The following is a 26,383-nucleotide window of genomic DNA, read 5'->3' on the forward strand; positions in this document are numbered from 1 at the left end:
GTTCCCCCGTCATCCGCGCGCCCGTCGCGCCAGCTCGTGCAGCACCGCGGAGGTGGGCACGGGCGCCTGGCGGACGCCGGTCAGTTCCTGCTTGAGGTAGGTGGCGGCCGCGGCGAACCCGGTGGCCTCGCCCTGTGGCCGGAACCCGTGCCGGACCTCCAGCTCGCGCAACCGCCGGTCGGTGGAGAGGAGCCCGGCGAGGGCCTGGCCCTTCTCGGTCAGCGGTACGACCGTGTGGTCGCTGTTGGCCGTGGTGTCCGGGTAGAGGACGACCAGGTCGTCGGGGCGCTGCCCGTCCGCGAGGAGCGAGGCGACCTGGGACTCGTAGACCAGGACGAGCGGGTTGCCGGCGCCGCTGACGAAGTCCCGGAACGCCGCGTCCGTGCTGGACTGCTGGGCGCCCTGCACACTGACGAGCCTGTGCAGCAGGGGAGTTGTCCTTTTGACCTCCGCCTCGCTCACGACGACCTTGCCGCCGTTCGCCACACAGGAGGCGGCGGCGAGGTAGAGGGCGCCGGAGCTGGAGGTCTCCGGGTCGGTGCTGGAGAGGTAGAGGGTGCCGGTGAGCTCCCCGTACCTGTCCGCCCCCTTGAGCTGCTGCCAGGTGCGGTCCTTGCGTGCCGCATCGAGGTAGGCGGCCATCTTGAGTGTGCCGCGGTGCTCCGCGTCCAGCGTGGCCAGGCCGTTGCCCGCGAGGACCTCGGCGGCGCTCTTGTGCGCCACGACGACGAGGGGCGAGTAGAAGGGGCGGGGGAGGGTCCCCCGTACCTTGTACTTCGCGGCGAGCTCGGTGGCCGGGGCCTGGCTGGACGGGAAGGCGAGGTCGTACCCGTCGAGGTCGAGGCCCTCCATGGCCCAGGACCCGGAGGTCTCGGCCTTCACGGTGTAGCCCCTGGCGGCGAGGGCCTTCACCACGTCGGGATCGGCGAAGAACTCGGCCTTCTCCGATCCGATCACTCCCTGCACGGTCTTCGTTGCCGTGCCCTTGTCGTCCGCTTCCCGGCCCGCTACGACGGCTGCCACCACGCCGCCGATCAGCAGGACCGCGAGGACGATCCCTGCGATTCGTCTCACACGGGGAGCGTGCTCGCGGAACCCAACATTCCCCGGCGAACAGGGTGAACGGAAGGTGTAGCACCGGTCCCGACTCGGCACGGGCCGGTGAATGCGCCCCCGCAGGGGCGCGGGGAACGGCGCGACGAGCCACGACGAACCCCGCACCCGCAAGCCGACAGGAACCCCTACGGCGAACAGGCGCCCCGGTCAAGCCGACGAAGTGCGTGGCACCCGGTCCGCACGTCACTGCGGGAGCGCGCGGACCGGGGCCGATCAGGGAGCCGTAGGGCTCAGTGGGGGGCGAGTTCGCGTGGGCCGGCCAAGGCGGCGGTGTGTGCGTCCATCCGCTCCGCCGCCAGGATCGCCGCCGCCGTGTCCGCGCGGGACGCCGCCACCAGCAGCGCGCGCCCGGCCACCGCGTGGGCGCGGTGGTGCAGGTCGGTGAGGTGCGGTTCCGAGCCGACCGAGGTCAGCGACGCGCGAGCCGGTGCGCCTCCGCCCCGCAGCCGGGTCACCTGCTCGGCGAGCCGCTCGGCCGCGGTGTCCAGGTCGGCGGAGGGTGCCAGCGCACGCAGCTCGTCCGTGACGGCGAGGAGTGCGGCGAGATGGCCCGCGAGCTGGATGTCCAGCTCTTCCTCGCGGGAACGGTGGGGAAAGTCGGAGGTGGGGCCGGCCATCGTGGAGTGGACCGACTTGGTGCGGATCGGTTCGTACATGGGATGGCCTCCTGTGCAGTCAGGAAACCATCCTAGCTTAGATTTCGTCTAAAGTTGAGTTGAGTGAGTGTAAAGATCGGGTCCTCGGTTTACGGCTGCCCGTACCCGTCCAGGAAGTTCCCGATCCGTCCCACCGCGTCCCGCAGGTCCCCGACCGTCGGCAGGGTCACCACCCGGAAGTGGTCGGGCTCGGGCCAGTTGAAGCCGGAGCCCTGGACGACCATGATCTTCTCCTGGCGCAGCAGGTCCAGGACCATCCGCCGGTCGTCCTTGATCTTGAAGACCTTGGGGTCGAGCCGCGGGAAGAGGTACAGCGCCCCCTTCGGCTTCACGCAGCTCACGCCGGGGATCTGGGTCAGCAGCTCGTACGCCACGTCCCGCTGCTCGACCAGCCGCCCACCCGGCAGCACCAGGTCCTTGATCGACTGCCGTCCGCTGAGCGCGGCGACCACCCCGTGCTGTCCTGGCATGTTCGCGCACAGACGCATGTTGGCCAGGACGGTCAGGCCCTCGATGTAGGAGTCGGCGTGCGCGCGCGGGCCGGAGATCGACATCCAGCCCACCCGGTAGCCCGCCACCCGGTAGGCCTTGGACATGCCGTTGAAGGTGAGGGTGAGCAGGTCCGGGGCGATCGACGCCGTCGGGGTGTGCGTGGCGCCGTCGTAGAGGATCTTGTCGTAGATCTCGTCCGAGCAGACCAGCAGGTTGTGCCGGCGGGCGATGTCCGTCAGTCCCTTGAGCATGGTCTCGTCGTAGACCGCGCCCGTGGGGTTGTTGGGGTTGATGATGACGATCGCCTTGGTGCGGTCGGTGACCTTGCGCTCCACGTCCGCGAGATCGGGCATCCAGTCCGACTGCTCGTCGCAGCGGTAGTGGACGGCCGTACCGCCGGACAGCGACACGGCGGCCGTCCACAGCGGGTAGTCGGGGGCCGGTACGAGGACCTCGTCGCCGTCGTCGAGCAGGCCCTGCATCGCCATCACGATCAGTTCGGAGACGCCGTTGCCGATGAAGACGTGTTCGACGTCGGTCTCGATGCCGATGATCTGGTTGTGCATGACGACGGCCCGGCGCGCGGCGAGCAGGCCCTTGGCGTCGCCGTACCCGTGGGCCGTGGACACGTTCCGGAGGACGTCCTCCAGGATCTCGGGCGGCGCCTCGAACCCGAAGGCGGCGGGGTTGCCCGTGTTCAGCTTGAGGATGCGGTGCCCGGCCGCTTCCAGGCGCATCGCCTCCTCGAGAACCGGGCCCCGGATCTCGTAACAGACATTGGCGAGCTTGGTCGACTGGATCACCTGCATGTCTGGGAGCTTACGGCCCGGTAACGCTTGACGCGTCGTGTTTTCCGCCACGCGAGACGCGGCGATTTGGACTGTTATCGCCGGTAGCTGTCGCAGCTGCCACATCCGTCTCTACAATCCGTCGCCATGTCGAGGCCAGTCGAATACGAGTCCGGGGCGCCGAACGTCTATCAGCCGCGGCCCGCGGAGGCCCCGGCGTACGAGGAGTACACGGATCCCGCGGCCGCGCACGGCTGGCAGAACGCGTACGACGCGACGGCCGAGCTCCCTCGGATCGAGCGCCCCGGCCCGGAGCTCGCCGACCGGCAGCCGAGCGGTCCGCATTCCGCCGGCCGGGCCGCCCGGCGACGGGCCGCCCGCGGCGGCGGCCGGCGCTCGCGCCGGGTGGTCCTGGCCGTCGGAGCAGTGGGGGCGGCGGCGCTGGTCGCTGGGCTGTCCCTGTCGGGCTCCTCCGCCGAGTCCGGGGCGGACCCGGCGCGAGGTACCGCGTCGGCCTCCGCACAGACGGACGGCGCCACGGACCCGGCCTCCTCCACCCCACCGGCGGCTCCGGGTGCCACGGCCTCCGGCGGGGTGGCAACCGGCGCCGGCGCACCGGACGCGAGCCCGTCCTCGGACGCGTCCGAGGGCCCGCGGACGAGCGGGAGCCCGTCGGCCCGGGCCTCCTCCAGCGCCTCGCCCACCCCTTCGGCCAGCTCTGCCACGGCCGGCGCCGACGGCCCGGGGAACTCCGACGGCAAGGGACGCGGACAGGGCAGTACGAAAAAGCCCAAGTAGCCGTACGACTGGGTAAGTTGATCCCGTTGCACGGGCAGCGGGGTGTTCGCCCTGTCCCGGATGTGCAGGTGTCGTCCGTCGAGGGGCGCGGGCTCGGCACAGGTTCTTGTCCAAGTGACCACCCTTCTTCACAATGTCCATGACAAACTCACGGGCGGCCGGAAGATTTCCGGTCGCCCAAGTCGCAAGAGGGGACCCCCACATGAGAAAGCCTCTCGTCGCCGCGCTCAGCGCCCTGGCCCTGGCCGGGATAGGCGCGGCACCCGCCGTCGCCGCCGAACCCACGGCCCGGAGCGTGGGCAAGAGCGTGGACACCGACACCCCCGTCTCCGTGGTCCAGAACCTGGTCACGTCCGCCACCGACACCCTGTCCCAGGTCACGGCACCGTCGCCCCAGCTCAAGGCCGTGACCCTCGCCGGGACCGTCTCGCTCAGCAACTGTTCCGGCTCGGTCATCCGGTTCCCGAACTCCCTGGACACCGCTCCGGCACTGGTGCTCAGCAACGGGCACTGCCTCACCACCGGCTTCCCCGAGCCCGGCGAAGTGCTCACCAACCAGGCGTCCAGCCGGACCTTCGGACTGCTCAACTCGTCCGGTACCAAGGTCGCCACCCTGCGCGCCAGCAAGCTCGCCTACGGCACCATGACCGACACGGACGTCTCGATCTACCAGCTCACCAGCACGTACGCGTCGATCAAGAGCGCGTACGGCATCTCCCCGCTCACCGTGCAGGACACGCACCCGACCGCCGGGACCGCCATCACGGTGGCCTCCGGGTACTGGAAGCGGCTCTACAGCTGCAACATCGACGGGTTCGCGTACCGGCTGAAGGAGGGCGACTGGACCTGGAAGGACTCGGTCCGTTACACCTCCGCCTGCCAGACCATCGGCGGCACCTCGGGCTCGCCCGTCATCGACCAGGCCACCGGCAAGGTCGTCGCCGTCAACAACACCGGCAACGAGGACGGCGAGCGCTGCACGGAGAACAACCCGTGCGAGGTCGACGCGAACGGCAACGTCACCGTCCGCGAGGGCATCAACTACGCCCAGGAGATCTACAACATCCCGGCCTGCTTCACGACCGGCAACCAGCTCAACCTGAGCGCGAGCGGCTGCACCCTGCCCAAGCCGTAAGCCCCGGCCGGTAGGGCGCGAGGCGTTCCGTCACATGGGACTGCGACGGACCGCCCGCCCCGCCAGTACGTCCGTGCGCCGGCCGTCCTCGATCACGAACCGTCCGTCGACCAGGACGTGCGGGATGCCGACAGGGAGCCTGCGCGGGTCCTCGAAGGTCGAGCCCGGGGCCACCGTCTCCGCGTCGAAGAGGACCAGGTCGGCCCGGTAGCCCTCCTTGATCAGCCCTCGGTCCGGCAGGCGCAGCCGGGACGCCGGGCGCGAGGTGAGGTGGGCCACGCACTCCTCCAGGGAGAGGACGCCCAACTCCCGCACGTACGTGCCGAGATACCGCGGGAACGTGCCGTACGCCCGCGGATGCGGCTTGGCGCCCTGAAGGATGCCGTCCGAGCCGCCGGTGTGGCCCGGGTGCCGCATGATCGTGCGGACGTTCTCCTCGTGGCCGACGTGCTGGAGGATCGACGGGGCCAGCCGGTCGGCGAGCAGGAGCCGGCGGGCGGTCGCCCAGGGGCTCTCGCCGCGAGCGCGGGCCGACTGCGCGACCGTACGGCCGACGAAGTCCGCGAGGGCCGGGTCGCCGACGCCCGAGATCTCGATGGTGTCCCACTCGATGGGCACCCCGTGGCAGCCGTCCGCCCCGACGACCTCCATGTGGTGCCGGATCCGCTCGGCCGTGTCGTCGTCCGCCAGCCGCTTCAGGACCGCCTCGGGCCCGCCCTCGCCCGCCCAGCTCGGCAGCAGGGCCGCGAGGGTCGTGGCGCCGGGTGTGTAGGGGTAGGTGTCCAGGCTGATGTCGGCGCCCGACGCCAGCGCCTCGTCCAGGAGGGCCACGAGCTCGGGCGCCCGGCCCTTGTTCACGCCGAAGTTCATGGTGGCGTGGGCCAGGTGGAGCGAACAGCCGGCCTCCCGGGTCAGGGCGACCATCTCCTCGTACGCCTGCAGGGCTCCCGCGCCGTACGAGCGGTGGTGCGGGCAGTAGTAGCCGCCGTACTCGGCCACCACCCGGCACAGTTCGGTGAGTTCGGCGTCCTTGGCGTACATGCCGGGCGTGTAGGTCAGGCCCGACGACATGCCGACCGCGCCCTGTTCCATGCCCTCCGCGACCAGCCGGCGCATCCGGTCCAGCTCCTGGGGCGTCGCCTCGCGGTCCTCCCAGCCGACGACGAGCGCGCGGACCGTGCCCTGGGGGATCAGATAGGCCGCGTTGACGGCGATCCCGCGGTCGAGGCGGTCCAGGTACTCGCCCACCGACCGCCAGTCGAAGTCGATGTCGTCGCCGTGGCCGTTCCACCCGGCGATGGCGCGGCGGACCTCCTCCAGGGTGCGGTCGTCGACCGGGGCGTACGACAACCCGTCCTGGCCCAGGACTTCGAGCGTGACGCCCTGCGCGGCCTTGGCGCTGTGGTCGGGGTCGCGCAGCAGGGCCAGGTCGCTGTGGGCGTGCATGTCGATGAAGCCGGGGGAGAGGACGAGTCCCTCGGCCTCCACCTCGCGCCGGGCCTTGGGGCGTTGGCAGCCCGCGGCGGCGGCCTCCTTGAGGATCGACACGATCCGGCCGCCGTCGACGACCACGTCGGCGCGGTACGACGGGGCGCCGCTGCCGTCGACGACGTCCGCGTCCCGGATGACGAGCTCTTCCATCGCCGGGCTCCCTTCGCGTCTCAGAAGAACGTGCGGATGTATTCGACAACCGTGCCGTCGGTCTCCGCCACCGGGATCAGCTGCCACTTGTCGAAGGACGTGCACGGGTGGGAGAGGCCGAGGCCCAGCCAGTCGCCGACCTTCAGGTCGGTCCCCGGGGCGGTGGCCAGCCAGGCGTGCTGGTCGGAGAGGGCGGTCACCTCGATGCCGGTGGCCGGGCGCTCGGTGCCGTCCCGGCGGACCACCTGCGGGAAGGGCAGGTCGAGGTCGTGGGCCGCGTCCCGCTTGCCCGCGTTGGCGAAGGCCTGGCCGGGGGAGGGGCGGGAGACGATCTGCGTCCACAGCCGGAACGCGGGCTCCAGGGCGCCCTCCTCGGGGATCCGGTTGAAGGGGGTCACCTTGCGGTAGTGGCCGTCGTCGTGCGAGACGTAGGCCCCGGAGCGCAGCAACTTCAGTACCGGGAAGGAGAGTTCGGGGATCCCGGCGAAGACGTCGGCGACCGCGTCGAACCAGGCGCTGCCGCCGGCGCTGATCACGATCCCGTCGGGTGCCGCCGCGTCGAACCGGCCCGCCTTGTCGAAGTCGACGGCCAGCGCCACGAGTCGGCGCAGCCAGGCGTGGACGCGCTCCGGGTCCGCGTCGGGGACCTCGCCCTCGTATCCGGCGACGCCGACGAGCCGCAGTGTCCCGGTGGCCGCGACCGCGTCGGCGACGGCCGCGCACTCCGCCTCCGTGCGGACGCCGGTGCGGGCACCCTCGCCGGCGGCGAGTTCGACGACGACGTCCAGGGGGCGGCCGGTGCCCCGCAGGGCCGCGTCCATCAGCTCGACTCCGCGGACGGAGTCGACGTAGCAGATGAAGCGGAAGGTCTCGTCGTCCGCCAGCTCGCCGGCGATCCACCTCAGGGCCGCCGGGTCCACCAGTTCGTTCGCGAGGAAGACCCGCTGGACGCCGTACGCCCGCGCGACCCGCACCTGGTGGGGCACGGCCAGGGTGATGCCCCAGGCGCCGTGCTCGATCTGACGCCGGAAGAGCTGGGGGGCCATGGTCGTCTTGCCGTGCGGGGCGAAGGCGAGGCCGTGACGGACGGCGTACGTCTGAATGAGCGCGAGGTTGTGCTTCAGGCGCTCGGCGGACAGGGCGAGTACGGGGGTCGTGAAGCCGTCGGTGAAGAGGTTGCGGCGCTGGGCGGTCAGTTCGGCGACGGTCAGACCGTCCGCGTCCGGCGGGAGGCCCTTGAAGCGGTGGTCGACGCGGTCCTCCGCGAGACGGGCGAGCGCTTCGGTACCGGACACGAGGCCTCCCTGAAGGGGTGCGTTGCACTCTCTGCAACGTTCATTGCGTATATCGCTCACCGCTGTCTAACATCCAGGCGAATCCCGGGTCAATGAAGGAGCTACGACCATCGTGAATGCCCCCGACGCCGTGGACGTCGTCGCGCTCGGCGAGTCCATGGTCACGTTCCTGCCCAGCCGGCCCGGACGACTCGCCGACGTGCCGTCCTTCGACCGGGCGATCGGGGGCGCGGAGTCGAACGTCGCCTGCGGGCTGGCCGCCGCCGGTCACGCGGTGCGGTGGGTCAGCCGGGTCGGGGCGGACGGCTTCGGGGATCACCTGGTCGAGACGATCGGAGGGTACGGGGTCGACACCTCCGCGGTCGGCAGGGATGCCTCCCGGCCCACGGGGGTGTACTTCCGTACGGCGGGGGACCGGGCGACCGATGCGCATGAGGTCGCCTACTACCGGGCGGGGTCGGCTGCTTCGGCGATGTCCGCGGCGAACGTGGATCTGTCGGTGGTGCGGGCGGCTCGGGTGCTGCACCTTTCGGGGATCACGGCCGCGCTGTCGTCCGAGTGCCTGGAGTTGCTGCGTGAGCTGACGGCACCGGGGGCGGACCGGCCGCTCGTGTCCTTCGACGTCAATCACCGGGCCGGGTTGTGGCGTGACGCCGACGGGCCCCGGGTGCTGCTGGAGCTGGCACGCCGGGCCGACCTCGTGTTCGTGGGGGAGGACGAGGCCGAGGAGGCGTGGGGGGTGACGGGCGGGCCGTCGGGGATTCGGGCGGTGCTGCCCGAGCCGGGGGTGCTGGTGGTGAAGCAAGGGGGTCTGGGGGTCACGGCGTTCGTGTCGTCCTCGGGTGGGTGGGGGCAGGGCGCCGCGGCCTGCGGCGGGGCCACACACCGACACGGGTCCGCACCCCTGGCGGCGGCCACCGGCCCGGGGTCGCAGGATCACGGACCTTCCCCGGATCATTCGCAGCCCGCCGACAGCCGTCCCTTCGCCCTGACCCCGGGCGGCCGTGCCGTCAGGGGCGGCTCCCGGTCCACTCGGAGCGGCACCCCCCAGGCGCGGGCCGGCGACACTCGCCCCCGGCCGGCCGCAGCGCCGGGTGTCTTCGTGCCGGCCCTCGCCGTGGACATCGTGGCCACCACCGGTGCCGGCGATGCCTTCGCGGCGGGCTTCCTCTCCGCCACCCTGCGCGAACTCCCCCTGAAGAGCCGCCTGCGCCACGGTCACCTGTGGGCCGCCGCCGCCCTCACCACCCCCGGTGACCTCGCGACACCCCCCGACCGCGACACCACCGACCGGCTGGCCGCCCTCGACGACGACACGTGGGGGACACTTCGACTCGGCCCCGGCCGGACGCAGGCCGACAGGGCCCCGGAGGAGGTACGCACCCCATGAGCCAGACCGTCGACCGAGCACTGAGCATCCTGCCGCTGCTCGCCGAGGGCCCCGCCGACCTCGGGCAGGTCGCCGACCGCCTCGGCGTCCACAAGTCCACCGCGCTGCGACTCCTGCGCACCCTCCACGAACACGGCATGGTCTACCGGCAGTCCGACCAGCGCTACCGTCTCGGTGCCCGCCTCATCGCCCTCGCCCAGGAGGCGATGGAGAACCTCGACATCCGCGAGATCGCCCACCCCCACCTCGTACGGCTGAACGAGCAGTGCGGTCACACCGTCCACCTCGCCGTATACGAGGAGGCCGAGGTGCTGTACATCGACAAGGTAGAGAGCCGGTATCCGGTGCGGATGTACTCGCGGATCGGCAAGCCCGTCGCCATCACCGTCGCCGCGGTCGCCAAGCTGCTGCTCGCCGATCTGCCCGAGGCCGAGCGGCGCACCCTCGCGGACACACTGGAATACCCCCTGTACACGGCCCGTTCGACACCCAACGCCCCCGCTTTCCTCAAGGAGTTGGAGCGGGTGCGCGAACAGGGCTGGGCCACCGACCTCGGTGGCCACGAGGAGTCCATCAACTGCGTCGCGGCCCCCGTCCGCGGCGCCGACGGCAGGGTCGTCGCGGCGATGTCGGTCTCCGCGCCCAACGTCGTCGTCACCGCCGAGGAACTCCTCACCCTCCTCCCCCAGGTCCGCCGTACGGCCGATGCCATCAGCGGCGAGTACTCGGGCAGAACGACAGCCAAGGAACCCGGATGACGGACAAGATCGCGCTCACCCCCCGTACCCACACCACCCCGCCCGCGAAGTTCTCCCACGGAGTACGGAAGGGCAACATCCTCCAGGTCGCCGGGCAGGTCGGCTTCCTGCCCGCCGAGGAGGGCAAGCCGCCCACGCCCGCCGGGCCCACCCTGCGCGAGCAGACCCTCCAGACCCTCGCCAACGTCAAGGCGATCCTGGAGGAGGGCGGCGCCTCCTGGGACGACGTGATGATGATCCGCGTCTACCTGACGGACGTGGACCACTTCGCCGAGATGAACTCGATCTACAACACCTACTTCGAGGAGCAGAGCCTCACCGCCCCGCCCGCCGCCCGGACCACCGTCTACGTCGGTCTGCCCGCCGGGCTCCTCATCGAGATCGACGCGCTCGCCGTCCTCGACTGACGGTCCCTCGACTTCCGCACCTCCCGCACCTCCCGCACGTCCTGCACGGCACGGCACCCCTCGGGGTGCCGTGCCGCGATCCCCCCTGCCCGAAAGCTCCATGTACTTACGAAGAGGACCCCCATGTCACTACCGCTCGCCGCGGCCACCGAGACACCCCCGCACACCGGTGGCCTGCTCCTCCTCATCGACGGCACCGCGGGCCTCCTCACGGTCGCCGCCCTCGGTATCGCCCTGCTGCTCTTCCTGATCATCAAGGTGAGACTCCAGCCCTTCGTCGCCCTGCTCGGCGTCTCCATAACCGTCGGCCTGCTCGCCGGTCTCTCGGTCACCGAGCTCTTCGGCACGGTCCAGAGATCGGACGCGGTGTCCACCATCGAGTCCGGGATGGGCGGCATCCTCGGCCATGTCGCGATCATCATCGGCCTGGGCACGATGCTCGGGGCGATCCTCGAAGTCAGCGGCGGCGCCGAGGTGTTGGCGTCCCGGCTGCTCAGCCTGTTCGGCGAGAAGCGCGCCCCGCTCGCCATGGGCCTCACCGGCCTGATCTTCGGCATCCCGGTCTTCTTCGACGTCGGCATCTTCGTTCTCGCACCGATCGTGTACGCGGCGGCCAAGCGCAGCGGCAGGTCGATCCTGCTCTACTGTCTGCCGCTGCTGGCGGGCCTGTCGATGACCCACGCCTTCCTGCCCCCGCACCCCGGCCCGGTCGCCGCCGCCGGTCTGCTGCACGTGGATCTCGGCTGGGTCATCCTCATGGGCATCGTCTGCGGCATCCCCGCGGTGCTGGCCGCGTGGGCCTACTCGGCGTGGGTCGGCCGCCGCATCTTCGTCGCCGTGCCGCAGGACATGGTGGAGGCGGCCGCGGAGGCGAAGCAGGCGGTGATCGAGGAGCAGCGGTCGCAGGGCGTCGTACCGCGCGAGGACCCCGTACCGCTCGGCACGGTCCTCGGCATCATCGGTACGCCCCTGGTTCTGATCCTCGCCGCCACGTTCTCCTCGATCGCGCTCGACCCCTCCACCGGCCGCTCGGTCATCGAGTTCTTCGGCAGCCCCTTCGTGGCGCTGACCATCGCCCTGCTCCTCGCCTACTACCTGCTCGGCATCCGCCGCGGCTGGTCCCGCAGGTCCCTGGAGACGGTGTCGACCGCGTCCCTCAAGCCGGTCGGCAACATCCTGCTGGTCGTCGGCGCGGGCGGTGTCTTCGGCGCGGTCCTCAAGGCCAGCGGGGTCGCCCAGGCGCTCTCCGACACCTTCAACGACGTCGGCCTGCCCGTGCTCGTGCTGTCGTACCTGATCTCGGTGGTGCTGCGGGTCGCCCAGGGCTCGGCGACGGTCGCCATCGTCACCACGGCGGGCATCGTGGCACCCCTGCTGTCGGAGGGCCACCACTCCCAGGCCTTCGTCGCCCTCGTCATCATGGCCATCTCGGCCGGCTCCATCTTCGCCTCCCATGTGAACGACGGCGGCTTCTGGATGGTGGCCAAGTACTTCGGCATCAGCGAGCGGGACACGTTGAAGACGTGGACCGTGCTGGAGACGGTGCTGTCGGTGGCGGGGTTCGCGGTGGCCGCGGTCCTGAGTGTGTTCATGTAGGCGGTCCGGCCCCATGTAGGCGTCCGATAACGATGTAGGGGCCGACTGTGTCCGCCACAGGATCGTCGACCATACTGCCCGCTGTGGAGCAGCGCATAGGTTCGAGCAGCCAGCCCCTGGAAGGCGCCGGATTCGACCCGGCCTTCATCCCCGGGCTCACCCCACCCGCGTCCGGCGAGGCGGAGGAGACCGAGGCGGAGGAGGCCGTGGAGGCCGACGAACCCGCGGCGGAGGCGGCGTCCTCTCCGGCTTCGGCCCCCGAGGAGACCGAAGCCGAGGAGGACGCCGCCGACGGGCCCGTCTTCGAGGCCTCCGACCGGCGCGCGAGAATCGTCGCCGACCACAAGGGCGTACGGCTCTCTCTCGACGACCAGGCCTGCGAGTTCCGCTGGGACGAGATCGGCGCCGTCGAGACGGAGTCCCCGCGCTTCGGCAAGCGGTTCACCATCACGGTGCACACCCCCGACCGGCGCTGGTACCCGATCGAGATCGAGGCCGGGTCGAGGGCGCGGTTCACCGAGTGGGACGAGCAGCTGGACGCCGTCCTGGACGCGTACTTCGAGGACGAGACCCCGGAGCCGGAGAAAGAAGAGGCCGAGGAGACCGACTAGGGGCCCCTAGCAGTACTGGGCCTGCTTCCCGATGGACCGGTACATGCAGTCCGAGTTCTCCAGCAGTTGCAGGACCGCGTCCCGGTTCCTGGACGTCTCCCGCTCGATCACCTCGTCGGGCGGGTAGAAACCGCCACCGGAACTCGACGACGGATACATCTCGAAGGTGTACGAGAAGATCTTGTGCGTGCCCCAGAGGTAGTCGTCGATCGACCCGTCGGTGATGTACAGGTCGCTGGCCTGCTCCGCCGTGTACCCGTTGCTCGCGGCCAGCTTCTGCCCGATGGTCCTGAACACGGCGTTGTCGTCCGCCGTCATCCCGGTCGCCGTGTCGGAGTACGTGTACCCGTAGGGCCACAGCACCAGTTCGCTGTACGTGTGGAAGTCGATGTTCGACTTGATCTGCTGGACGCCGCCGACGACCCGGCTGCGCACGAAGTCGGCGACCACCTTGACCTCGGGCGCCGACTCGGCGGCCGGACCCCGGTAGGTCTCGGACGACGTCGACCCGGACGAGCCGCCGCAGCAGCCCCAGCGGTAGGCCCAGTTGCGGTTGAGGTCCGTACCGACGGCCGACGAACCGGAGTTGGGCTGCCGGTTCTTGCGCCACGAGCGGTACGAGCCGGTGGCGACGTCGTACTCGCCGCCGTCCGGGTTGAGGTCGGGGACGATCCAGATCTCCCGGTTGTTGACCATGTTCGTCACCCGTGAGTCGCTCCCGTACCCCGCGCCCAGTTCGCGCAGCAGGTACAGGGCCATCTCCACCGTGAGGTGCTCGCGGGCGTGCTGGTGGTGGGTGAACAGCACCTCGGGCTCGGCCTCGTCGGTCCCCACGTTGTCGCTGATCTTGATGGCGACGATGTTCCGGCCCTGGTACGAGGTGCCGATGACCCGCTTGCTCATGATGTTCGGGTAGGCGGCGAGGCGCTGGTCGATCTCGGCGTTCATCTCGGCGTAGTTGTGGTAGCGCGAGTCGGCCGAGGGGAAGTCGTAGAGCCGGGCCTCGCCCTCCGCGGTCCGTGACGGAACAGACCCCGACTCGGAGACCTCGTACCCGAGTCGGCGCAGCTGCTTGATCTGGTCGGCTCTTCCGGAGACCACTACGGTCTCCTCGTCGGCCTCGTCCACGGTCACGCCCGTCTGCTGGATCGCCGTACGGGTCACGGGTGTCGAGTGCTGGTGGATCTCGTACTGGCGGACGTCCTCGGTGCTCGGTGCCGCCTTCGGGGCGCTGTCGGCGCTCGCGGAGAGCGGGGCCGCGAGGGCGAGGGCCAGAACGGCGGCGAGGGCGGCGTGGCGGGTGCCGCCGCGGGCGCCGGAACCGCGTATGCGAAGTCGCATGAAGTCTCCTGTGTTCTCCGGGGTTTCCGGGATCTCCGGAAGTGGGGGAGTGGAGCTGGGTTGGTTCAGCGACGTGCTGCCGGTGCGGGTGTGCCGCTCATCGCGGGCGTGCTCATCGTGGGCTTGTGGCATGAGCAGGTCAAGAGTCAATAAGGGCGCGATGGCGTGAACTGTGCGCCGGTCCTTCACCGCACGCCCTCTTGCCGTGCCGCGATCTTTAGGGTTTCTTGACCTTCATGGCGGACACCACGGACAACACAGTGACCGGTGCCGGTGAGGCGAACCCGCAACTCCGCAAGTCCAGTTGGCGGTACATCGGCCCAGGGATCGTCGTCGCCGCGACCGGCGTCGGCGCCGGTGACCTGGTCGCCACGCTCATCGCGGGCAGCAACTTCGGCTACACCCTGCTGTGGGCCGCGGTGATCGGCTGCCTGGTCAAGATCTCCCTCGCGGAGGCGGCGGGCCGCTGGCATCTGTCCACCGGCCGGACCCTGTTCGACGGCTGGGCGAGCCTGGGCCGCTGGACCACCTGGTTCTTCGCCGCCTACGTGGTGATCTGGGGCTTCGTGTACGGCGCGGCGGCCATGTCGTCGAGCGCGCTGCCGCTCCAGGCGCTGTTCCCGGACGTGATGGACCTCGAATGGTGGGCCATCGCCTGCGGTCTCGTCGGCCTGGTCTTCGTCTGGTTCAACAAGTACGCCGTCTTCGAGAAGGTCATGACGGTCCTGGTGGGCGTCATGTTCGTGGTGACGGTGTACCTGGCGATCAGGGTCACCCCGAACCTGGGCGACGCCTTCGCGGGCCTGCTGCCCGTCCTGCCCGACGAGAAGGACTCCGTCCTCAACACCCTCGGCCTGATCGGCGGCGTCGGCGGCACGATCACCCTCGCGGCGTACGGCTACTGGGTCAACGCCAAGGGATGGACCAACACCGGCTGGATGAAGGTGATGCGCCTGGACAACCGGGTCGCCTACATCACCACCGGCATCTTCGTCGTCGCCATGCTCTTCGTCGGCGCGGAACTGCTGCACAGCTCCAACGTGGCGATCGCGAGCGGCGACAAGGGGCTCGTCCAGCTGAGCGACATCCTGGAGGACGAGTACGGCTCGGCGACCGCCAAGTTCTTCCTGATCGGCTTCTTCGCCACGTCCTTCACCTCGCTGATCGGCGTCTGGCACGGCGTGAGCCTGATGTTCGCGGACTTCGTGGCGCGCTACCGCGGCCGCGAGGGCGCGTCGGGCTCCGGCCAGGAGGTCGCCTCCGGCTCCCGCGAGCGCTCCTGGCCCTTCCGGGCGTATCTGCTCTGGCTGACCTTCCCCCCGATGGTCCTGCTCTTCCAGGGCCAGCCCTTCCGCCTGGTCATCCTCTACGGCGTCCTCGGCGCGGCCTTCCTGCCCTTCCTGGCCGGCACGCTGATGTGGCTGCTGAACACCTCCCGCACGCCCAGGGAGTGGCGCAACGGCTCCCTCAGCAACGCGATGCTGGCGATCGCGGGCCTGCTGTTCCTGATCCTGTGCGTCAAGCAGATCTGGGACCAGCCCTGGTCGGAGTTCTTCTAACTGCCGCTCCACCACAGGGCGTCGAGCGCCATCTTCCGCATCTGGGCGATGGTCAGCGCGGGGGTCTCACGGGTCGCGGACTCGTTCTGGGTGCCGGCGTTGAAAGCGCTGATCACCACGCGCTTGCCGTCGGCGCGCATGGTGTCGACGGTCCACATCACCTGGTGACCCCGGTCTCCGGGGCCCTGCTTGACGGCGACCCGGGTGCCGTCGGGCAGGGTCTCGGAGTCCGAGCCGAAGAGGTCACCGGCCGAGTCCAGCATGTCGGGCTGCACATTGACCTGGACCATGCTTTTGCCCTTGCCGTCGTCGACCACGGCGTAGGCGTAGTCGCCGTCGTCGCTGCTCCTGCCGGTCACCTTCAGTCCCTTGGGCAGCAGGGCCAGGAGATGGGTGCGGGCGTGCAGGTCGGAGCCGGGGAGTTCCGGCTCGGGGAGGGGCGCGGGGAGAGCATTGGCGATGGGACGCCACTCCTTCGCCGCCGCCAGCCGCGTCAACCGGGCCGGGTCCAGCGGGGGATCGGTCCGGGTGACGGGCTTGTCCTTCTCGGCGGCCGCGTTCCACTCGCTCACGGCGATGAGCTGCCCGGTCGGGGTGACCAGCTCGGCGGTCCAGAGCTTGGTGTCCACCCGGCGGTCGGGATACTCGTACCTCTGGAGCACGGTGACCACGGAGCCGTCGGCGAGCCGACTCGTCTTGCAGGCGTCGTACGGGATGTACGCCCGGTCGGGGCACTGGACCGCTTGCCGGGCCTGCGTACCGCCCGGCTGCACCCGGCCCACGCCGACCTCGATGGCCGCGGCGCCCCTGCCGTCGTCGAGGACGAGCCCGGCGTACGGCGCCGGCACCTTCAGGCCGTCGGTCGGCTCGGTGCCCCGCCCTCGCTCCTCGCTGAAGTCGCCCTTCGGCAACAGGCTCTTGAGGGTCTTGATCATCTGCTCGCCGGTCGCGGGCGTGGCCGTCACGCTCGGCTTCGGCTTGGCGGAGGCCGTCATGGACGACGGCACGGCCTCCGTCGCCGTACCGCCCGGCCGCAGGACCAGCGCGCCGCCCACGCAGGCGAGCACGACGCTCGCGGCACCCCCCGCGACGGCGGCCCGCCGCACGAACCGCTTGCGCCGGCCGAGCACCGCGCCGCGTGCGGCCAGGGCCGTGCGGTCGGTGTCGAACCCGCCGCCGGTCTCGTGCAGGGCGGCGGAGAACCGCTCCTCGAAGGGGTCTGTGTGCTGGTCTGCGGGCATGGGAAACCACCGTTCCGGGTCGGACGAATCGGTTGGACGAATCGGTCGGACGAAAGCGAAGTCGGAGGGCCGTCCGGTCAGGGCCGGGCGTAGGCGCCGATGTCCTCGCCGAGGAGCCCGCGCAACTGCTTGAGGGCTCGGGTACAGCGCGTGCGGACGGCTGCGGCACTGGAGTTGAGGACACCGGCGGTCTCCTCGATGGAGCGGTCCTCCCAGTAGCGCAGGACGACCACGGCCCGGTCCTTGGCGGGCAGCCGGGCGAGGGCGTCGAGCAGCGTCAGCCGCAGGGGCGTGTCCACACCGACGGCGGCCACCTCCGGCAGGACGTCGGTCGCGCGTTCACCGCTGCTGCGGCGGCGCCGATGGGTCAGGAACACCCGGACCAGGACGGTCTGCGCGTACGCCGCCGGGTTGCCGACGTGGGAGATCCGGCTCCAGCGGACGTAGATCCGCCCGAGCGCCTCCTGCACCAGGTCCTCGGCGAGATGAGTGTCACCCGCGGTCAGCAGACACGCCGACCGGTACAGATGTCCGGCCCGGGCGGCGGCGAACTCCGCGTACTCGTCCGCGCGGGCCTGTCTCATGTGTTTCCCCCTGGTGCTGTGCGCCCGGCTGTAAAGAGGTCCTCACTTCACCGACGCGGTGGGGCGGGGAGAATGTTTCACATGACCTGCGAGCAGTCCACGACGCAAGGGAACGGATGCCGATGACGACCCCGCCGCCGCCGGGCTTCGGCCCGCCACCGCCCCCCTCGGCCTTCGCCTCTCCGCCGCCCCAAGAGGTGTCCGCGGGACCGGAGTTCATGGCCGTCGACCGCCACAACTCCATCGTCGTCGACTCCGCGGGCGTCGCCTTCGAGGACCACGGCCACTCGGTCGAGTTCTCCTGGCACGAGATCCGCAGCGTGCACTACAAGGCCGGCCCGAACGGCAAGACCTTGATGATGGCCGTCGTCCACCTCGACGGCCGCTTCTACGAGTGCGTCGTCGACGCGAAGGGCCGGGACCCGCTGGGCCGGTGGTTCGCCCAACTGGCTCCGGTGCTGGGGTATTACCGGCCCATGGGCTGAGTTGAGCGCCGATTACTGGCCTCTGTCAGGCAGTCCGGGGCGTTGTTCACGACGGAAGGCGAGGCGCTGCTACGACTCCTCTGCAGCACGGAGTTCACGCTCTCCAATCGCGCGACGCACGAGGTGAATCAACTCGGAGTTGACGGAGCGATCGTCTGCTGCGGCCAACTCTTTGAGATCGGCGTAGAGATCATCAGGGATGCGAAAGGTGAAATTGACCATGATGACCTCAGTATGAGGCTACATTGAGGTCATGTCACGCTTCCGCATGTACCCGACGCCACAGCAGGAGCATGTGATGCTCGACCACTGTGCGCACGCCCGGTACGTGTGGAACCTCGCAGTCGAGCAGCACTCTCACTGGCGCAGGGGCAGGAGAGCCGCTCCCGGTTTCGCCGAACAGTGTCGACAGTTGACGATGGCGCGGCACGAGAACGAGTGGCTGGGGGCCGGGAACGCCCGAGTCCAGCAACAGGCACTCAAGGATTTCGCCAAAGCCAAGCAGGCTCGATTCACTTCCGGTTTCGGTGAGCCGACCTGGCGCAAGAAGTTCAAGCACGAGGGATTCCGGGTAATCGGAGCCGACCGTGTACCAGCCCCGTGCGGGGATGAGAACGCGCAGTTGAACGCACGGGACGAGCTGGTGGTGTCCCGCGCCGTGGTGGTGCAGAGGCTCAACCGGCGCTGGGCACAAGTGAAGGTGCCGGGCTGCGGCTGGGTGCGCTTCCGCTTGAGCCGCGCTGAGGTGCCGCAGGTGAAGAGCTTCCGGGTCACCTCCCGTAATGGCCAGTGGCATGCCGCCTTCGCGGTCATCCCGGAACCGGTCGAGGCGCCCGGCACGGGTGAGGTCATCGGTATCGACCGGGGGGTCAAGATCACCGCCGCCCTGTCGGACGGCCGGAGGCTCAACTGCCCGCAGCTCACCGTCAAGGAGAGGGCGCAGATCCGCAAGTGCCAACGGCGGGCGGCCCGCGCTCCCAAAGGAAGCGATCGGAAGGCCGGCGAGTACGCCAAGGTCGCCAAGCTCAAGGCTCGTGAAGCGAACCGGCGTAAGGACTGGTGCGAGAAGACCAGTACCGCGCTGGCCCGTACCTATGGCCTTGTGCGGTTCGAGAAGCTGAACATCAAGAACATGACCGCCTCCGCCAGGGGAACGGTCGATCAGCCTGGCGAGAATGTGAGGCAGAAGGCCGGAATGAATCGGGCGATCCTCGCCCAGGGCTGGGGCCTCCTCCGTCGGCGCACGGAAGACAAGGCACCTGGCCGGGTGGAGGACGTACCGGCCCCGTACACGTCTCTGCGGTGCAGTGCCTGCGGCTGGATCGAGAAGAACTCGCGCAAGAGCCAAGCCGAGTTCGTCTGTGTGTCCTGTGGGTTCACCTGCAACGCAGACACCAACGCAGCAGTCAACGTCGCGGCAGGACAGGTCGAAAGACCCGGGCGCTCAGCCCGTGCCGGGGGGACGACACGGCCAAACCGTCGGTCGAGCGTCCGTGAACCTCAACTCATCTGGGTTGGAATCCCCTTCTCTTAAAGGGGGGGAGGATGTCAAAGTGCTCAGGTAGTCACGCAGTGAAGTCGACCGGGTGCGCCGGAGTGATCCGTCGGACCCACGGGCATGGGATACGGGGAGCTGCGCGTGCCAACTGCCATCGCAGTGACCGGCGCCGACATGGCGCTGCCGGCGCAGGACGAGCGGACCCTGCCCGCCGTCGTGCTCGACGGCCTGGACCGGCAGCCGCTCGACCACTCGCTCGCCGCCCTCCAGACGCTGATCGACCAGCACGGCCATGTCGTCGTCGTGTACTCCCGTGCCGTGCCCCCGGCGGTGGACCAGCGGCTGCGCACCGTGCGGTCCCTCCTGGAGAGCGACCGGATCGCCCTGTTCCAGCCCGACCTGCCACCCCTCGCGACCGCAGCCCTGGCCCGCCAGTTGAGGCAGCTCGCCTCCTGCGACCTCAGCCCCGGCGTGCTCGCCTCGGCGGGCCGGCTGCTCACCCACTACCTCCACGCGGGCGCGCTCCTCGGCTCCGTGGCCAAGCTCGACCGGGTCCCCGTCGGGCTCAAGTCGCACGCCAAGTCCTGGGTGCCGGGCAGCCAGTTCGCCGTGCTCGCCCACCCGCAGCCGCAGCTCGTCAGGCTCGCCCCGGACGCCGCGCTCGCCGGCCCGGAGTTCGCCACCTCGATGCTCGTCGCCCGCGGCCAGCTCCAGTCCGACTGGGTCTCCGGGAGCCTCGCCACGTCCTGGCGGATCCAGGGGCTGCGCGAGACCCCGCTGCCCGCCGAGTCCGCCACGTGGTGGGGCACCTGCAAGCTGATCGAGTTCTGCACCTTCCTGCCCGACCTGTCCGTCCTCTACCAACTCGTCACCTCGGTACGGCAGAACATCTGTCACTGGTGCGGCATCGACGTCATCGGCGACCGCTGCGTCTTCTGCTCGGCCACCGCACCCGTGACGCCCGCCTCCGCGCAGCAACAGCAGCAACAGCACGCCCAGCACCAACTGCCCGCCGGGTGAGCCGCACCGGATCGCCCCGTCCCCGATTCCGCTCGACCGAGCCCCCCAACGAGGTTGTACGGTTCAATGAACTCCCGTCAGCGCCGCGGCGTGATACTCCTGCTCCTGTCGGTCCTGGGCGCCCTCGCGGCCTTCGCCGGCGTGCTCTCCGTCATCGACGACGTGAAGTCCAAGGTCGGCCCCGAGGTCACGGCGTACGAGGTCCGCAAGAGCATCCCGCCGTACACCCGGCTCACCGCGGACCAGTTCAAGAAGACGGAGATGCCCGAGCGCTGGCTGTCGGCGAACGCGGTCACCGATCTCGCGGACATCCGCGACAAGATCGCCGTGACCACCCTCAAAGCGGGCTCGCTGCTGCAGAGCGACATGATCGTCGATCAGCCGGCCCTGCAGCCCGGGCAGCAGGAGGTGGCCATCATGATCGACGCGGCGACCGGCGTCGCCGGCAAGATCACGGCAGGCTCCGCGGTCAACGTCTACGCCACCTTCGAGGGCCAGCGCGAGGGTGACCCCGACCTGTCCAAGGTCATCGTGACGAACGCGCGGGTCCTCGACGTCGGGGAGATCACCGCCCTGGAACCCGACGCCGACAGCCGCACCCGCGAGGCCACCGACGCCGTCCCCATCACCTTCGCGCTCTCCGCCCTCGACGCCCAGCGCATCACGTACGCCGAGTCCTTCGCCAAGCGCGTCCGGCTCGCCCTGGTGGCACCGGGCGAGACCGGCACCATCCCGGAGCAGGACCGCACGTACGAACTCGCGAAGGACAAGTGAGAGGCCGCCATGCCCACGAGGATCCTTCCGGCCGTCGGCGACGCGGACGCGGTCCGCTCCCTCACCACGCTGCTCAGCCAGCTCCCGGACGCCGAGCCCGTCGCCCCGGTCACCGACTCCACGCAGCTCATCGACACCCTCGCGCGCCTGGCCTCCGAGTCGATCGACGAGCTGCCCGAGGTCGTGGTCGTCCACGAGCGCATCGGTCCCGTGCCGGCCCTGGAGCTGATCCGTGAGGTCGCCCTGCGCTTCCCGGCCGTCGGCGTCATCCTCGTCACCTCCGACGTCAGCCCCGGCCTCTTCCAGGCCGCCATGGACTACGGCGCCCGCGGCCTCATCGCCCTCCCGCTCGGCTACGAGGAGCTCGCCACCCGGGTGCAGGCGGTCGCCCAGTGGTCCACGGGCGTACGGCGGCACCTGGGCGCCGTCACCGACGTGTTCACCGGCGTCGGCGGCACCGTCGTCACGGTCAGCGGCGCGAAGGGCGGCGTCGGCGCCACCACCACCGCCATCCAGCTCGCCCTCGCCGCCCAGGCCTCCGGCCGCACCACCGCCCTGCTCGACCTGGACCTCCAGACCGGCGACATCGCCTCCTACCTGGACGTCCAGTTCCGCCGCTCGGTCGTGGACCTGGCCACCATCACCGACATCTCCCCGCGCGTCCTCGCCGACGCCGTCTTCCCCCACGACACCGGCCTCGCCCTGCTGCTCGCCCCCGGTGAGGGCGAACGCGGCGAGGAGGTCACCGAGCGCGCCGCCCGCCAGATCGTGAGCGCCCTGCGCTCCCGCTACGAGGTCGTCGTCGTCGACTGCGGGGCCCAGCTCAGCGGGGCCGGCGCGGCGGTCGTGGAGATGGCCGACACGGCCCTGCTGGTCACCACCCCGGACGTGGTCGCCGTACGCGGTGCCAAGCGTGCCGTGCGCATGTGGGACCGCCTCCAGGTCCGCAAGGCCGAGGAGACCACCGTCGTCGTCAACCGCCACAGCCGCGGTACGGAGATCCAGCCCCCGCTCATCCAGAAGATCACCGGCACGGGCGTCGCGGCGACCGTGATCCCGGCGAACTTCAAGGAGCTCCAGGGCGCGGTGGACGCGGGCCGGGTGCACGAACTCGACGCCAAGGGCACGGTCAAGCAGGCCCTGTGGACGCTCGCCGGTGAACTGGGCCTGGTCAAGGGCACGGAGACGAACTCCCATCGCAACGGCGGCCGGGAGCGCGGCGCGCTGACCTTCCGGCGACGCAAGGAGCTCGGCAGATGAGCCCGCGCCGGGACGAGGGGCAGGTGACGATCGAGTTCCTCGGGATGACCCCGCTGATCCTGATCACGCTGGTCCTGATGTGGCAGTTCGTACTGCTGGGGTACACGTTCTCGCTCGCGGGGAATGCTGCGGACGAGGCGGTACGGGCCGCGACGGCGGCGGCGCCGGGGGAGCGGGAGGCCGCGTGCGAGCAGGCGGGACTGGACAAGCTGCCGGGCGCCTGGAGCGGCCGGGTGAACTGCAGCACCGGCGGCGGCTATGTCACGGCCGATGTCCACCTCGACGTCCCCGTCCTGTTCCCGGGTGCGATCGCCTTCCCCTTCCAGGTCGACGGACACGCGGGCGCGGTGGAGGAGGACAGGGACTGAGATGTCGTACTCCCGCAAGAGCACTCGCGACCGAGGCCAAGTGGCCCTCGAATACCTCGGCTTCATCCCGATCCTGGTCCTCGTCGCCATGGCGGGCGTCCAGATCGGGCTGATCGCCTACACCGCCCAGCAGGCCGGTACGGCGGCCAGGGCCGGGGCGCGGGCCGCCTCGCTGGACCTGAGCGCGCAGGACGGCTGTGTGAACGCGATCAGCGACTGGCTGTCCGTCGACTGCGCCGAGGGCGGGGGCGGCGACTCGGTCACCGTCACCGCCACCGTCCAGATCCCGTCGATCGTCCCCGGCTGGAGCTTCGACCCCGCCGTCAAGACCGCCACCATGCCGCTCGACCACTGAACGAGGTACCCCATGAGTCTGCGGTCCCGTATCAACACCCCCGAGGAGAACGGCAGTCGGGGCGAGGACGGCCACCTGGTCTCCTCCTACCGGGCCAAGCTCCTCGAGGAGATCGACCTCGCGGAGATGAGTGCGCTGGCGGCGGCCGAGCGCCGGGCCCGCCTGGAGCGGGTGCTCGGGCACATCATCAGCCGTGAGGGTCCGGTCCTGTCGACCGTCGAACGCTCGCAGCTGATCCGGCGGGTGGTCGACGAGGCGCTCGGCCTCGGGATCCTGGAACCGCTGCTCGAAGACGCCTCCATCACCGAGATCATGGTCAACGGCCCGGACTCGATCTTCGTCGAACGCGGCGGCCGCGTCGAGCAGTTGCCGCTGCGCTTCCCCTCCCACGACCAGCTGATGCAGACCATCGAGCGCATCGTCTCCACGGTCAACCGGCGCGTGGACGAGACGAACCCGATGGTCGACGCGCGCCTGCCGTCCGGCGAGCGCGTCAACGTCATCATCCCGCCGCTCTCCCTGACCGGTGCCATCCTCACGATCCGCCGCTTCCCCCGTTCCTACACGCTGCAGGAACTGGCCGGCTTCGGCTCCCTCGACGAGAACATGCTGTACCTGCTGGCGGCCCTGGTGCAGGCGCGCTTCAACATCATCGTGTCGGGCGCGACGGGCACCGGAAAGACGACCCTGCTCAACGCGCTGTCCGGGCTCATTCCCGAGGGCGACCGAATCATCACCATCGAGGACTCGGCCGAACTCCAGCTCCAGCAACGGCACGTGGTCCGGCTGGAGTCGCGGCCGCCGAACGTGGAGGGCCAGGGCCGGGTCACCATCCGCGACCTGGTCCGCAACTCGCTGCGCATGCGCCCCGACCGGATCGTGGTCGGCGAGGTGCGCGGCGGCGAGTCCCTGGACATGCTCCAGGCGATGTCGACGGGCCACGACGGCTCCCTCGCCACGGTCCACGCCAACAACGCGGAGGACGCGCTGATGCGGCTGAAGACCCTGGCCTCGATGTCGGAGGTGGAGATCCCCTTCGAGGCGCTGCACGACCAGATCAACAGCGCGGTCGACGTGATCATCCAGCTCACCCGGTTCGCCGACGGCGCCCGCCGGATCACCGAGATCGCGCTGCTCGACAGCCACGGCAGCGAGCCGTACCGGCTGGTCACGGTGGCCCGCTTCAATGCCCAGCCCATGGCGGCGGACGGCAAGATCTACGGCCGGTTCGAGTACTTCCCCCTTCCGCGCCGTACCGTCGACCGCCTCTACATGGCGAGCCAGCCCACCCCCCAGGCCTTCGGGGTGGCCCAGTCCGCGGCCCAGTTGGCCATCCGAGAAGCCAGGTAGGACCCACCCCCATGGACCTGCAGACCCTCGTCACGCTCACCATCGGCGCCACCCTGCTGACGTGCGCCCTCGCCGTCGTGGGCCTCCACTTCTACGCCAAGGGGCGGGCGCAGCGGGCGGCACTGGTCGACCGGCTGTCGGCCGCGGGTCAGGTGCCGTACACCGGCCGCCGCCGGCACTTCCGCGACCTGGACCGCAGGTTGCGCCGCACCCGGCTCGGCCGGCAGCTGGAACTGCGGCTGGCGGCGACGGGTCTTGACGTGACGCCGGGCGAGTTCTTCGCTGCGATGATCGGGCTCGTCGGGGGCCTGTGGCTGGTCGGGCAGGCGGCCCTGGCGCCCTTCTTCGGCCCGCTGGCCGGCCTCGCGGGCGTCTGGGCTGCGGTGCAGTTCCTCAACTGGCAGCGCCAGAAACGCATCGAGAAGTTCATCAACCAACTCCCCGAACTGGCCCGCATTCTGGCCAACGCCACCCACGCCGGTCTCGCCCTGCGCACCGCGATCGGCATGGCGGCGGAGGAACTGGAGGCACCGGCCGGGGAGGAACTGGCCAATGTGGCCAACCAGTTGGCGGTGGGCGTGCCGATGGAGGACGCGCTCGACGAGATGGCGAAGCGACTGCCGTCCAGGGAGCTGGTGGTCCTGGTGACGACCCTGGTGCTGTCGAGCCGGGCGGGCGGCCAAGTGGTCAGCGCCCTCAGGAACCTGACCGAGACACTGGAGGAACGCAAGGAGACCCGGCGCGAGGTCCGCACCCAGCTCTCCCAGGTGAGCATGACGTCGTACGCGGTCCCGGTCCTCGGCGTCGGCTCGCTGTTCCTGATGAACGGCGTCAAGGACGGCGCGCTGGAACGGATGACGGGCTCACCGCTGGGCCAGGGCGCGGTGATCATCGCGTTCGCCCTGTACGCGGTGGGATTCATCCTGATCCGCCGCCTGTCGCGGATCGACGTCTGAGGAGGGGGCGGCTGTGATCGGTCTCGGACTGGCCCTGTTGATGGCCGTGAGCGTGTGGGGCGTCTTCGCCGGCATCCGCATGTACCGGGCGGAGGCGAAACTGCCGAGCGACCTGGTGCTGGCGCTGGAGGTCGGATCGACCCGCACCGGCGCGGTCGACTCCCTCATCGACCGCATGGGCATGCGGTACGCGCCCGCGGTCCTGCGGCTGATGGGCCCCAAGCAGGTGGCGAAGTACCGCCGCAAGATCGACCTGGCGGGCAACCCGGGCGGCCTGACCATCCACCGCTACGCGGCCCGCAGGGCGGTCTACGGCTTCCTCGGCGCCCTGGGTTTCCTGGTCTTCCTCCTCCGCGGCCAGATCCTGGTGGCCCTGCTCCTGCTGGCCTTCGGGGCGTTCTGGACGGAGGTCGGCATCTGGTCTGCGATCCGGGTCAGGAAGGACGTCATCGAGCGCACGCTCCCCGACTTCCTGGACGTGCTGGCGGTGGTGGTGAGCGCGGGTCTGGGCTTCCGCCAGGCGCTGGACCGGGTGGCCTCCAAGTACGAGGGTCCCTGGGCCGACGAACTGCGCATCACGCTGCGCCAGATGGACCTGGGCATGAGCCGCCGCCAGGCCTTCGCGGAGCTGCGCCGCCGCAACGACTCCGAACAGGTCGCGATGTTCGTGACGGCGCTCCAGCAGGGCGAGGAGCTGGGCGCTCCCATCGTGGACACCCTGGTCTCCCTGGCCAAGGACATGCGCCGCACGGACGCCCAGAACGCCCGCCGCAAGGCCGCCCGCGCCGTCCCCAAGGCCACCATGATGATCACCACCTTCATGGTCCCGGCCACGATGCTCCTGCTGGCCGCGGGGCTGCTGCTCGGCTCGGGCACCGACTTCGGCACGATCACGGGGAAGTAGGGGAC

Annotated in this window: 27 protein-coding genes; 18 read left to right on the forward strand and 9 right to left on the reverse strand. The window is 70.3% G+C overall.

What is annotated here, in order from left to right; all coding sequences use genetic code 11:
• Positions 1 to 9 precede the first annotated feature (9 nt).
• The 3 genes from ACZ39I_RS12980 to ACZ39I_RS12990 form a co-directional block, all read right to left on the reverse strand.
• Positions 10 to 1,074 carry a hypothetical protein gene (locus ACZ39I_RS12980; protein ID WP_467244549.1) on the reverse strand — a complete coding sequence of 355 codons (1,065 nt, stop codon included), beginning with the start codon at positions 1,072 to 1,074 and terminating at the stop codon, positions 10 to 12.
• Between the two features lie 272 nt (positions 1,075 to 1,346).
• Complete coding sequence (locus ACZ39I_RS12985) at positions 1,347 to 1,772, reverse strand: SCO4983 family protein (RefSeq protein ID WP_467244550.1); 426 nt, start codon at positions 1,770 to 1,772, stop codon at positions 1,347 to 1,349.
• Positions 1,773 to 1,861: 89 nt separating this feature from the next.
• Positions 1,862 to 3,073, reverse strand: a complete 1,212-nt coding sequence (locus ACZ39I_RS12990) for a pyridoxal phosphate-dependent aminotransferase (RefSeq protein ID WP_467244551.1) — start codon at positions 3,071 to 3,073, stop codon at positions 1,862 to 1,864.
• Positions 3,074 to 3,199: 126 nt separating this feature from the next.
• On the opposite strand from ACZ39I_RS12990, the gene ACZ39I_RS12995 reads away from it, so the two are divergent.
• Positions 3,200 to 3,850 carry a hypothetical protein gene (locus ACZ39I_RS12995; RefSeq protein ID WP_467244552.1) on the forward strand — a complete coding sequence of 217 codons (651 nt, stop codon included), beginning with the start codon at positions 3,200 to 3,202 and terminating at the stop codon, positions 3,848 to 3,850.
• Between the two features lie 202 nt (positions 3,851 to 4,052).
• On the forward strand, positions 4,053 to 4,985 hold the full coding sequence (locus ACZ39I_RS13000) for a S1 family peptidase (RefSeq protein ID WP_467244553.1): 933 nt from the start codon (positions 4,053 to 4,055) through the stop codon (positions 4,983 to 4,985).
• A 30-nt stretch (positions 4,986 to 5,015) separates the two neighbouring features.
• On the opposite strand, the gene ACZ39I_RS13005 is transcribed toward ACZ39I_RS13000, so the two are convergent.
• Together ACZ39I_RS13005 and ACZ39I_RS13010 are read right to left on the reverse strand one after the other, a co-directional pair.
• Entirely contained in the window at positions 5,016 to 6,626 is a 1,611-nt protein-coding gene (locus tag ACZ39I_RS13005) for an N-acyl-D-amino-acid deacylase family protein (protein WP_467244554.1), read from the reverse strand.
• A gap of 20 nt (positions 6,627 to 6,646) precedes the next feature.
• Entirely contained in the window at positions 6,647 to 7,921 is a 1,275-nt protein-coding gene (locus tag ACZ39I_RS13010; protein WP_467244555.1) for an amino acid deaminase, read from the reverse strand.
• 157 nt (positions 7,922 to 8,078) lie between these two features.
• Here ACZ39I_RS13010 and ACZ39I_RS13015 point away from each other — a divergent pair, with 157 nt between their 5' ends.
• From ACZ39I_RS13015 to ACZ39I_RS13035, 5 genes are all read left to right on the forward strand, one after another.
• On the forward strand, positions 8,079 to 9,311 hold the full coding sequence (locus tag ACZ39I_RS13015) for a sugar kinase (protein ID WP_467245108.1): 1,233 nt from the start codon (positions 8,079 to 8,081) through the stop codon (positions 9,309 to 9,311).
• On the forward strand, positions 9,308 to 10,069 hold the full coding sequence (locus tag ACZ39I_RS13020; protein WP_467244556.1) for an IclR family transcriptional regulator: 762 nt from the start codon (positions 9,308 to 9,310) through the stop codon (positions 10,067 to 10,069). Before ACZ39I_RS13015 ends, ACZ39I_RS13020 begins: the two co-directional genes overlap by 4 nt.
• Positions 10,066 to 10,476, forward strand: coding sequence for a RidA family protein (locus ACZ39I_RS13025; RefSeq protein ID WP_467244557.1), 411 nt, complete (start codon positions 10,066 to 10,068; stop codon positions 10,474 to 10,476). Before ACZ39I_RS13020 ends, ACZ39I_RS13025 begins: the two co-directional genes overlap by 4 nt.
• A 123-nt stretch (positions 10,477 to 10,599) precedes the next feature.
• A complete protein-coding gene (locus tag ACZ39I_RS13030) occupies positions 10,600 to 12,072 on the forward strand; it encodes a GntP family permease (protein ID WP_467244558.1) in 1,473 nt (490 codons plus the stop codon).
• 83 nt (positions 12,073 to 12,155) lie between these two features.
• Positions 12,156 to 12,683 carry a hypothetical protein gene (locus ACZ39I_RS13035; RefSeq protein ID WP_467244559.1) on the forward strand — a complete coding sequence of 176 codons (528 nt, stop codon included), beginning with the start codon at positions 12,156 to 12,158 and terminating at the stop codon, positions 12,681 to 12,683.
• Between the two features lie 6 nt (positions 12,684 to 12,689).
• Here ACZ39I_RS13035 and ACZ39I_RS13040 read toward each other — a convergent pair whose 3' ends face one another.
• Entirely contained in the window at positions 12,690 to 14,024 is a 1,335-nt protein-coding gene (locus tag ACZ39I_RS13040) for a M14 family metallopeptidase (RefSeq protein ID WP_467244560.1), read from the reverse strand.
• A gap of 236 nt (positions 14,025 to 14,260) precedes the next feature.
• On the opposite strand from ACZ39I_RS13040, the gene ACZ39I_RS13045 reads away from it, so the two are divergent.
• Positions 14,261 to 15,583 (forward strand): Nramp family divalent metal transporter, encoded by a 1,323-nt coding sequence (locus ACZ39I_RS13045; RefSeq protein WP_467244561.1) that lies wholly within the window; start codon positions 14,261 to 14,263, stop codon positions 15,581 to 15,583.
• Here ACZ39I_RS13045 and ACZ39I_RS13050 read toward each other — a convergent pair.
• A complete protein-coding gene (locus tag ACZ39I_RS13050) occupies positions 15,580 to 16,824 on the reverse strand; it encodes a hypothetical protein (protein WP_467244562.1) in 1,245 nt (414 codons plus the stop codon). The genes ACZ39I_RS13045 and ACZ39I_RS13050 overlap by 4 nt on opposite strands.
• Before the next feature lie 77 nt (positions 16,825 to 16,901).
• Positions 16,902 to 17,408 carry a SigE family RNA polymerase sigma factor gene (locus ACZ39I_RS13055; RefSeq protein WP_403659730.1) on the reverse strand — a complete coding sequence of 169 codons (507 nt, stop codon included), beginning with the start codon at positions 17,406 to 17,408 and terminating at the stop codon, positions 16,902 to 16,904.
• 122 nt (positions 17,409 to 17,530) lie between these two features.
• On the opposite strand from ACZ39I_RS13055, the gene ACZ39I_RS13060 reads away from it, so the two are divergent.
• Entirely contained in the window at positions 17,531 to 17,893 is a 363-nt protein-coding gene (locus tag ACZ39I_RS13060) for a hypothetical protein (protein ID WP_467244563.1), read from the forward strand.
• A gap of 69 nt (positions 17,894 to 17,962) precedes the next feature.
• Here the strand turns inward: ACZ39I_RS13060 and ACZ39I_RS13065 are convergent, their stop codons facing one another.
• Positions 17,963 to 18,115, reverse strand: coding sequence for an Arc family DNA-binding protein (locus ACZ39I_RS13065; RefSeq protein WP_467244564.1), 153 nt, complete (start codon positions 18,113 to 18,115; stop codon positions 17,963 to 17,965).
• Positions 18,116 to 18,146: 31 nt separating this feature from the next.
• On the opposite strand from ACZ39I_RS13065, the gene ACZ39I_RS13070 reads away from it, so the two are divergent.
• The 9 genes from ACZ39I_RS13070 to ACZ39I_RS13110 all read left to right on the forward strand — a co-directional run bounded on the left by ACZ39I_RS13070 (position 18,147) and on the right by ACZ39I_RS13110 (position 26,378).
• Positions 18,147 to 19,427 carry an RNA-guided endonuclease InsQ/TnpB family protein gene (locus ACZ39I_RS13070; protein ID WP_467244565.1) on the forward strand — a complete coding sequence of 427 codons (1,281 nt, stop codon included), beginning with the start codon at positions 18,147 to 18,149 and terminating at the stop codon, positions 19,425 to 19,427.
• A gap of 84 nt (positions 19,428 to 19,511) precedes the next feature.
• On the forward strand, positions 19,512 to 20,411 hold the full coding sequence (locus tag ACZ39I_RS13075; protein WP_467244566.1) for a hypothetical protein: 900 nt from the start codon (positions 19,512 to 19,514) through the stop codon (positions 20,409 to 20,411).
• Positions 20,412 to 20,477: 66 nt separating this feature from the next.
• Complete coding sequence (gene cpaB, locus ACZ39I_RS13080) at positions 20,478 to 21,185, forward strand: Flp pilus assembly protein CpaB (protein ID WP_467244567.1); 708 nt, start codon at positions 20,478 to 20,480, stop codon at positions 21,183 to 21,185.
• Between the two features lie 9 nt (positions 21,186 to 21,194).
• Positions 21,195 to 22,445, forward strand: a complete 1,251-nt coding sequence (locus ACZ39I_RS13085) for an AAA family ATPase (RefSeq protein WP_467244568.1) — start codon at positions 21,195 to 21,197, stop codon at positions 22,443 to 22,445.
• Complete coding sequence (locus ACZ39I_RS13090; RefSeq protein WP_467244569.1) at positions 22,442 to 22,813, forward strand: TadE/TadG family type IV pilus assembly protein; 372 nt, start codon at positions 22,442 to 22,444, stop codon at positions 22,811 to 22,813. The genes ACZ39I_RS13085 and ACZ39I_RS13090 overlap by 4 nt, the downstream gene beginning before the upstream one ends.
• A 1-nt stretch (position 22,814) precedes the next feature.
• Entirely contained in the window at positions 22,815 to 23,168 is a 354-nt protein-coding gene (locus tag ACZ39I_RS13095) for a TadE/TadG family type IV pilus assembly protein (RefSeq protein WP_467244570.1), read from the forward strand.
• 12 nt (positions 23,169 to 23,180) lie between these two features.
• Positions 23,181 to 24,518 carry a CpaF family protein gene (locus ACZ39I_RS13100; RefSeq protein ID WP_467244571.1) on the forward strand — a complete coding sequence of 446 codons (1,338 nt, stop codon included), beginning with the start codon at positions 23,181 to 23,183 and terminating at the stop codon, positions 24,516 to 24,518.
• 11 nt (positions 24,519 to 24,529) lie between these two features.
• Positions 24,530 to 25,474, forward strand: coding sequence for a type II secretion system F family protein (locus ACZ39I_RS13105; RefSeq protein WP_467244572.1), 945 nt, complete (start codon positions 24,530 to 24,532; stop codon positions 25,472 to 25,474).
• A gap of 16 nt (positions 25,475 to 25,490) precedes the next feature.
• On the forward strand, positions 25,491 to 26,378 hold the full coding sequence (locus ACZ39I_RS13110; protein ID WP_398934028.1) for a DUF5936 domain-containing protein: 888 nt from the start codon (positions 25,491 to 25,493) through the stop codon (positions 26,376 to 26,378).
• Positions 26,379 to 26,383: the final 5 nt, after the last annotated feature.

The organism is Streptomyces sp. NPDC024687, from assembly GCF_055559055.1.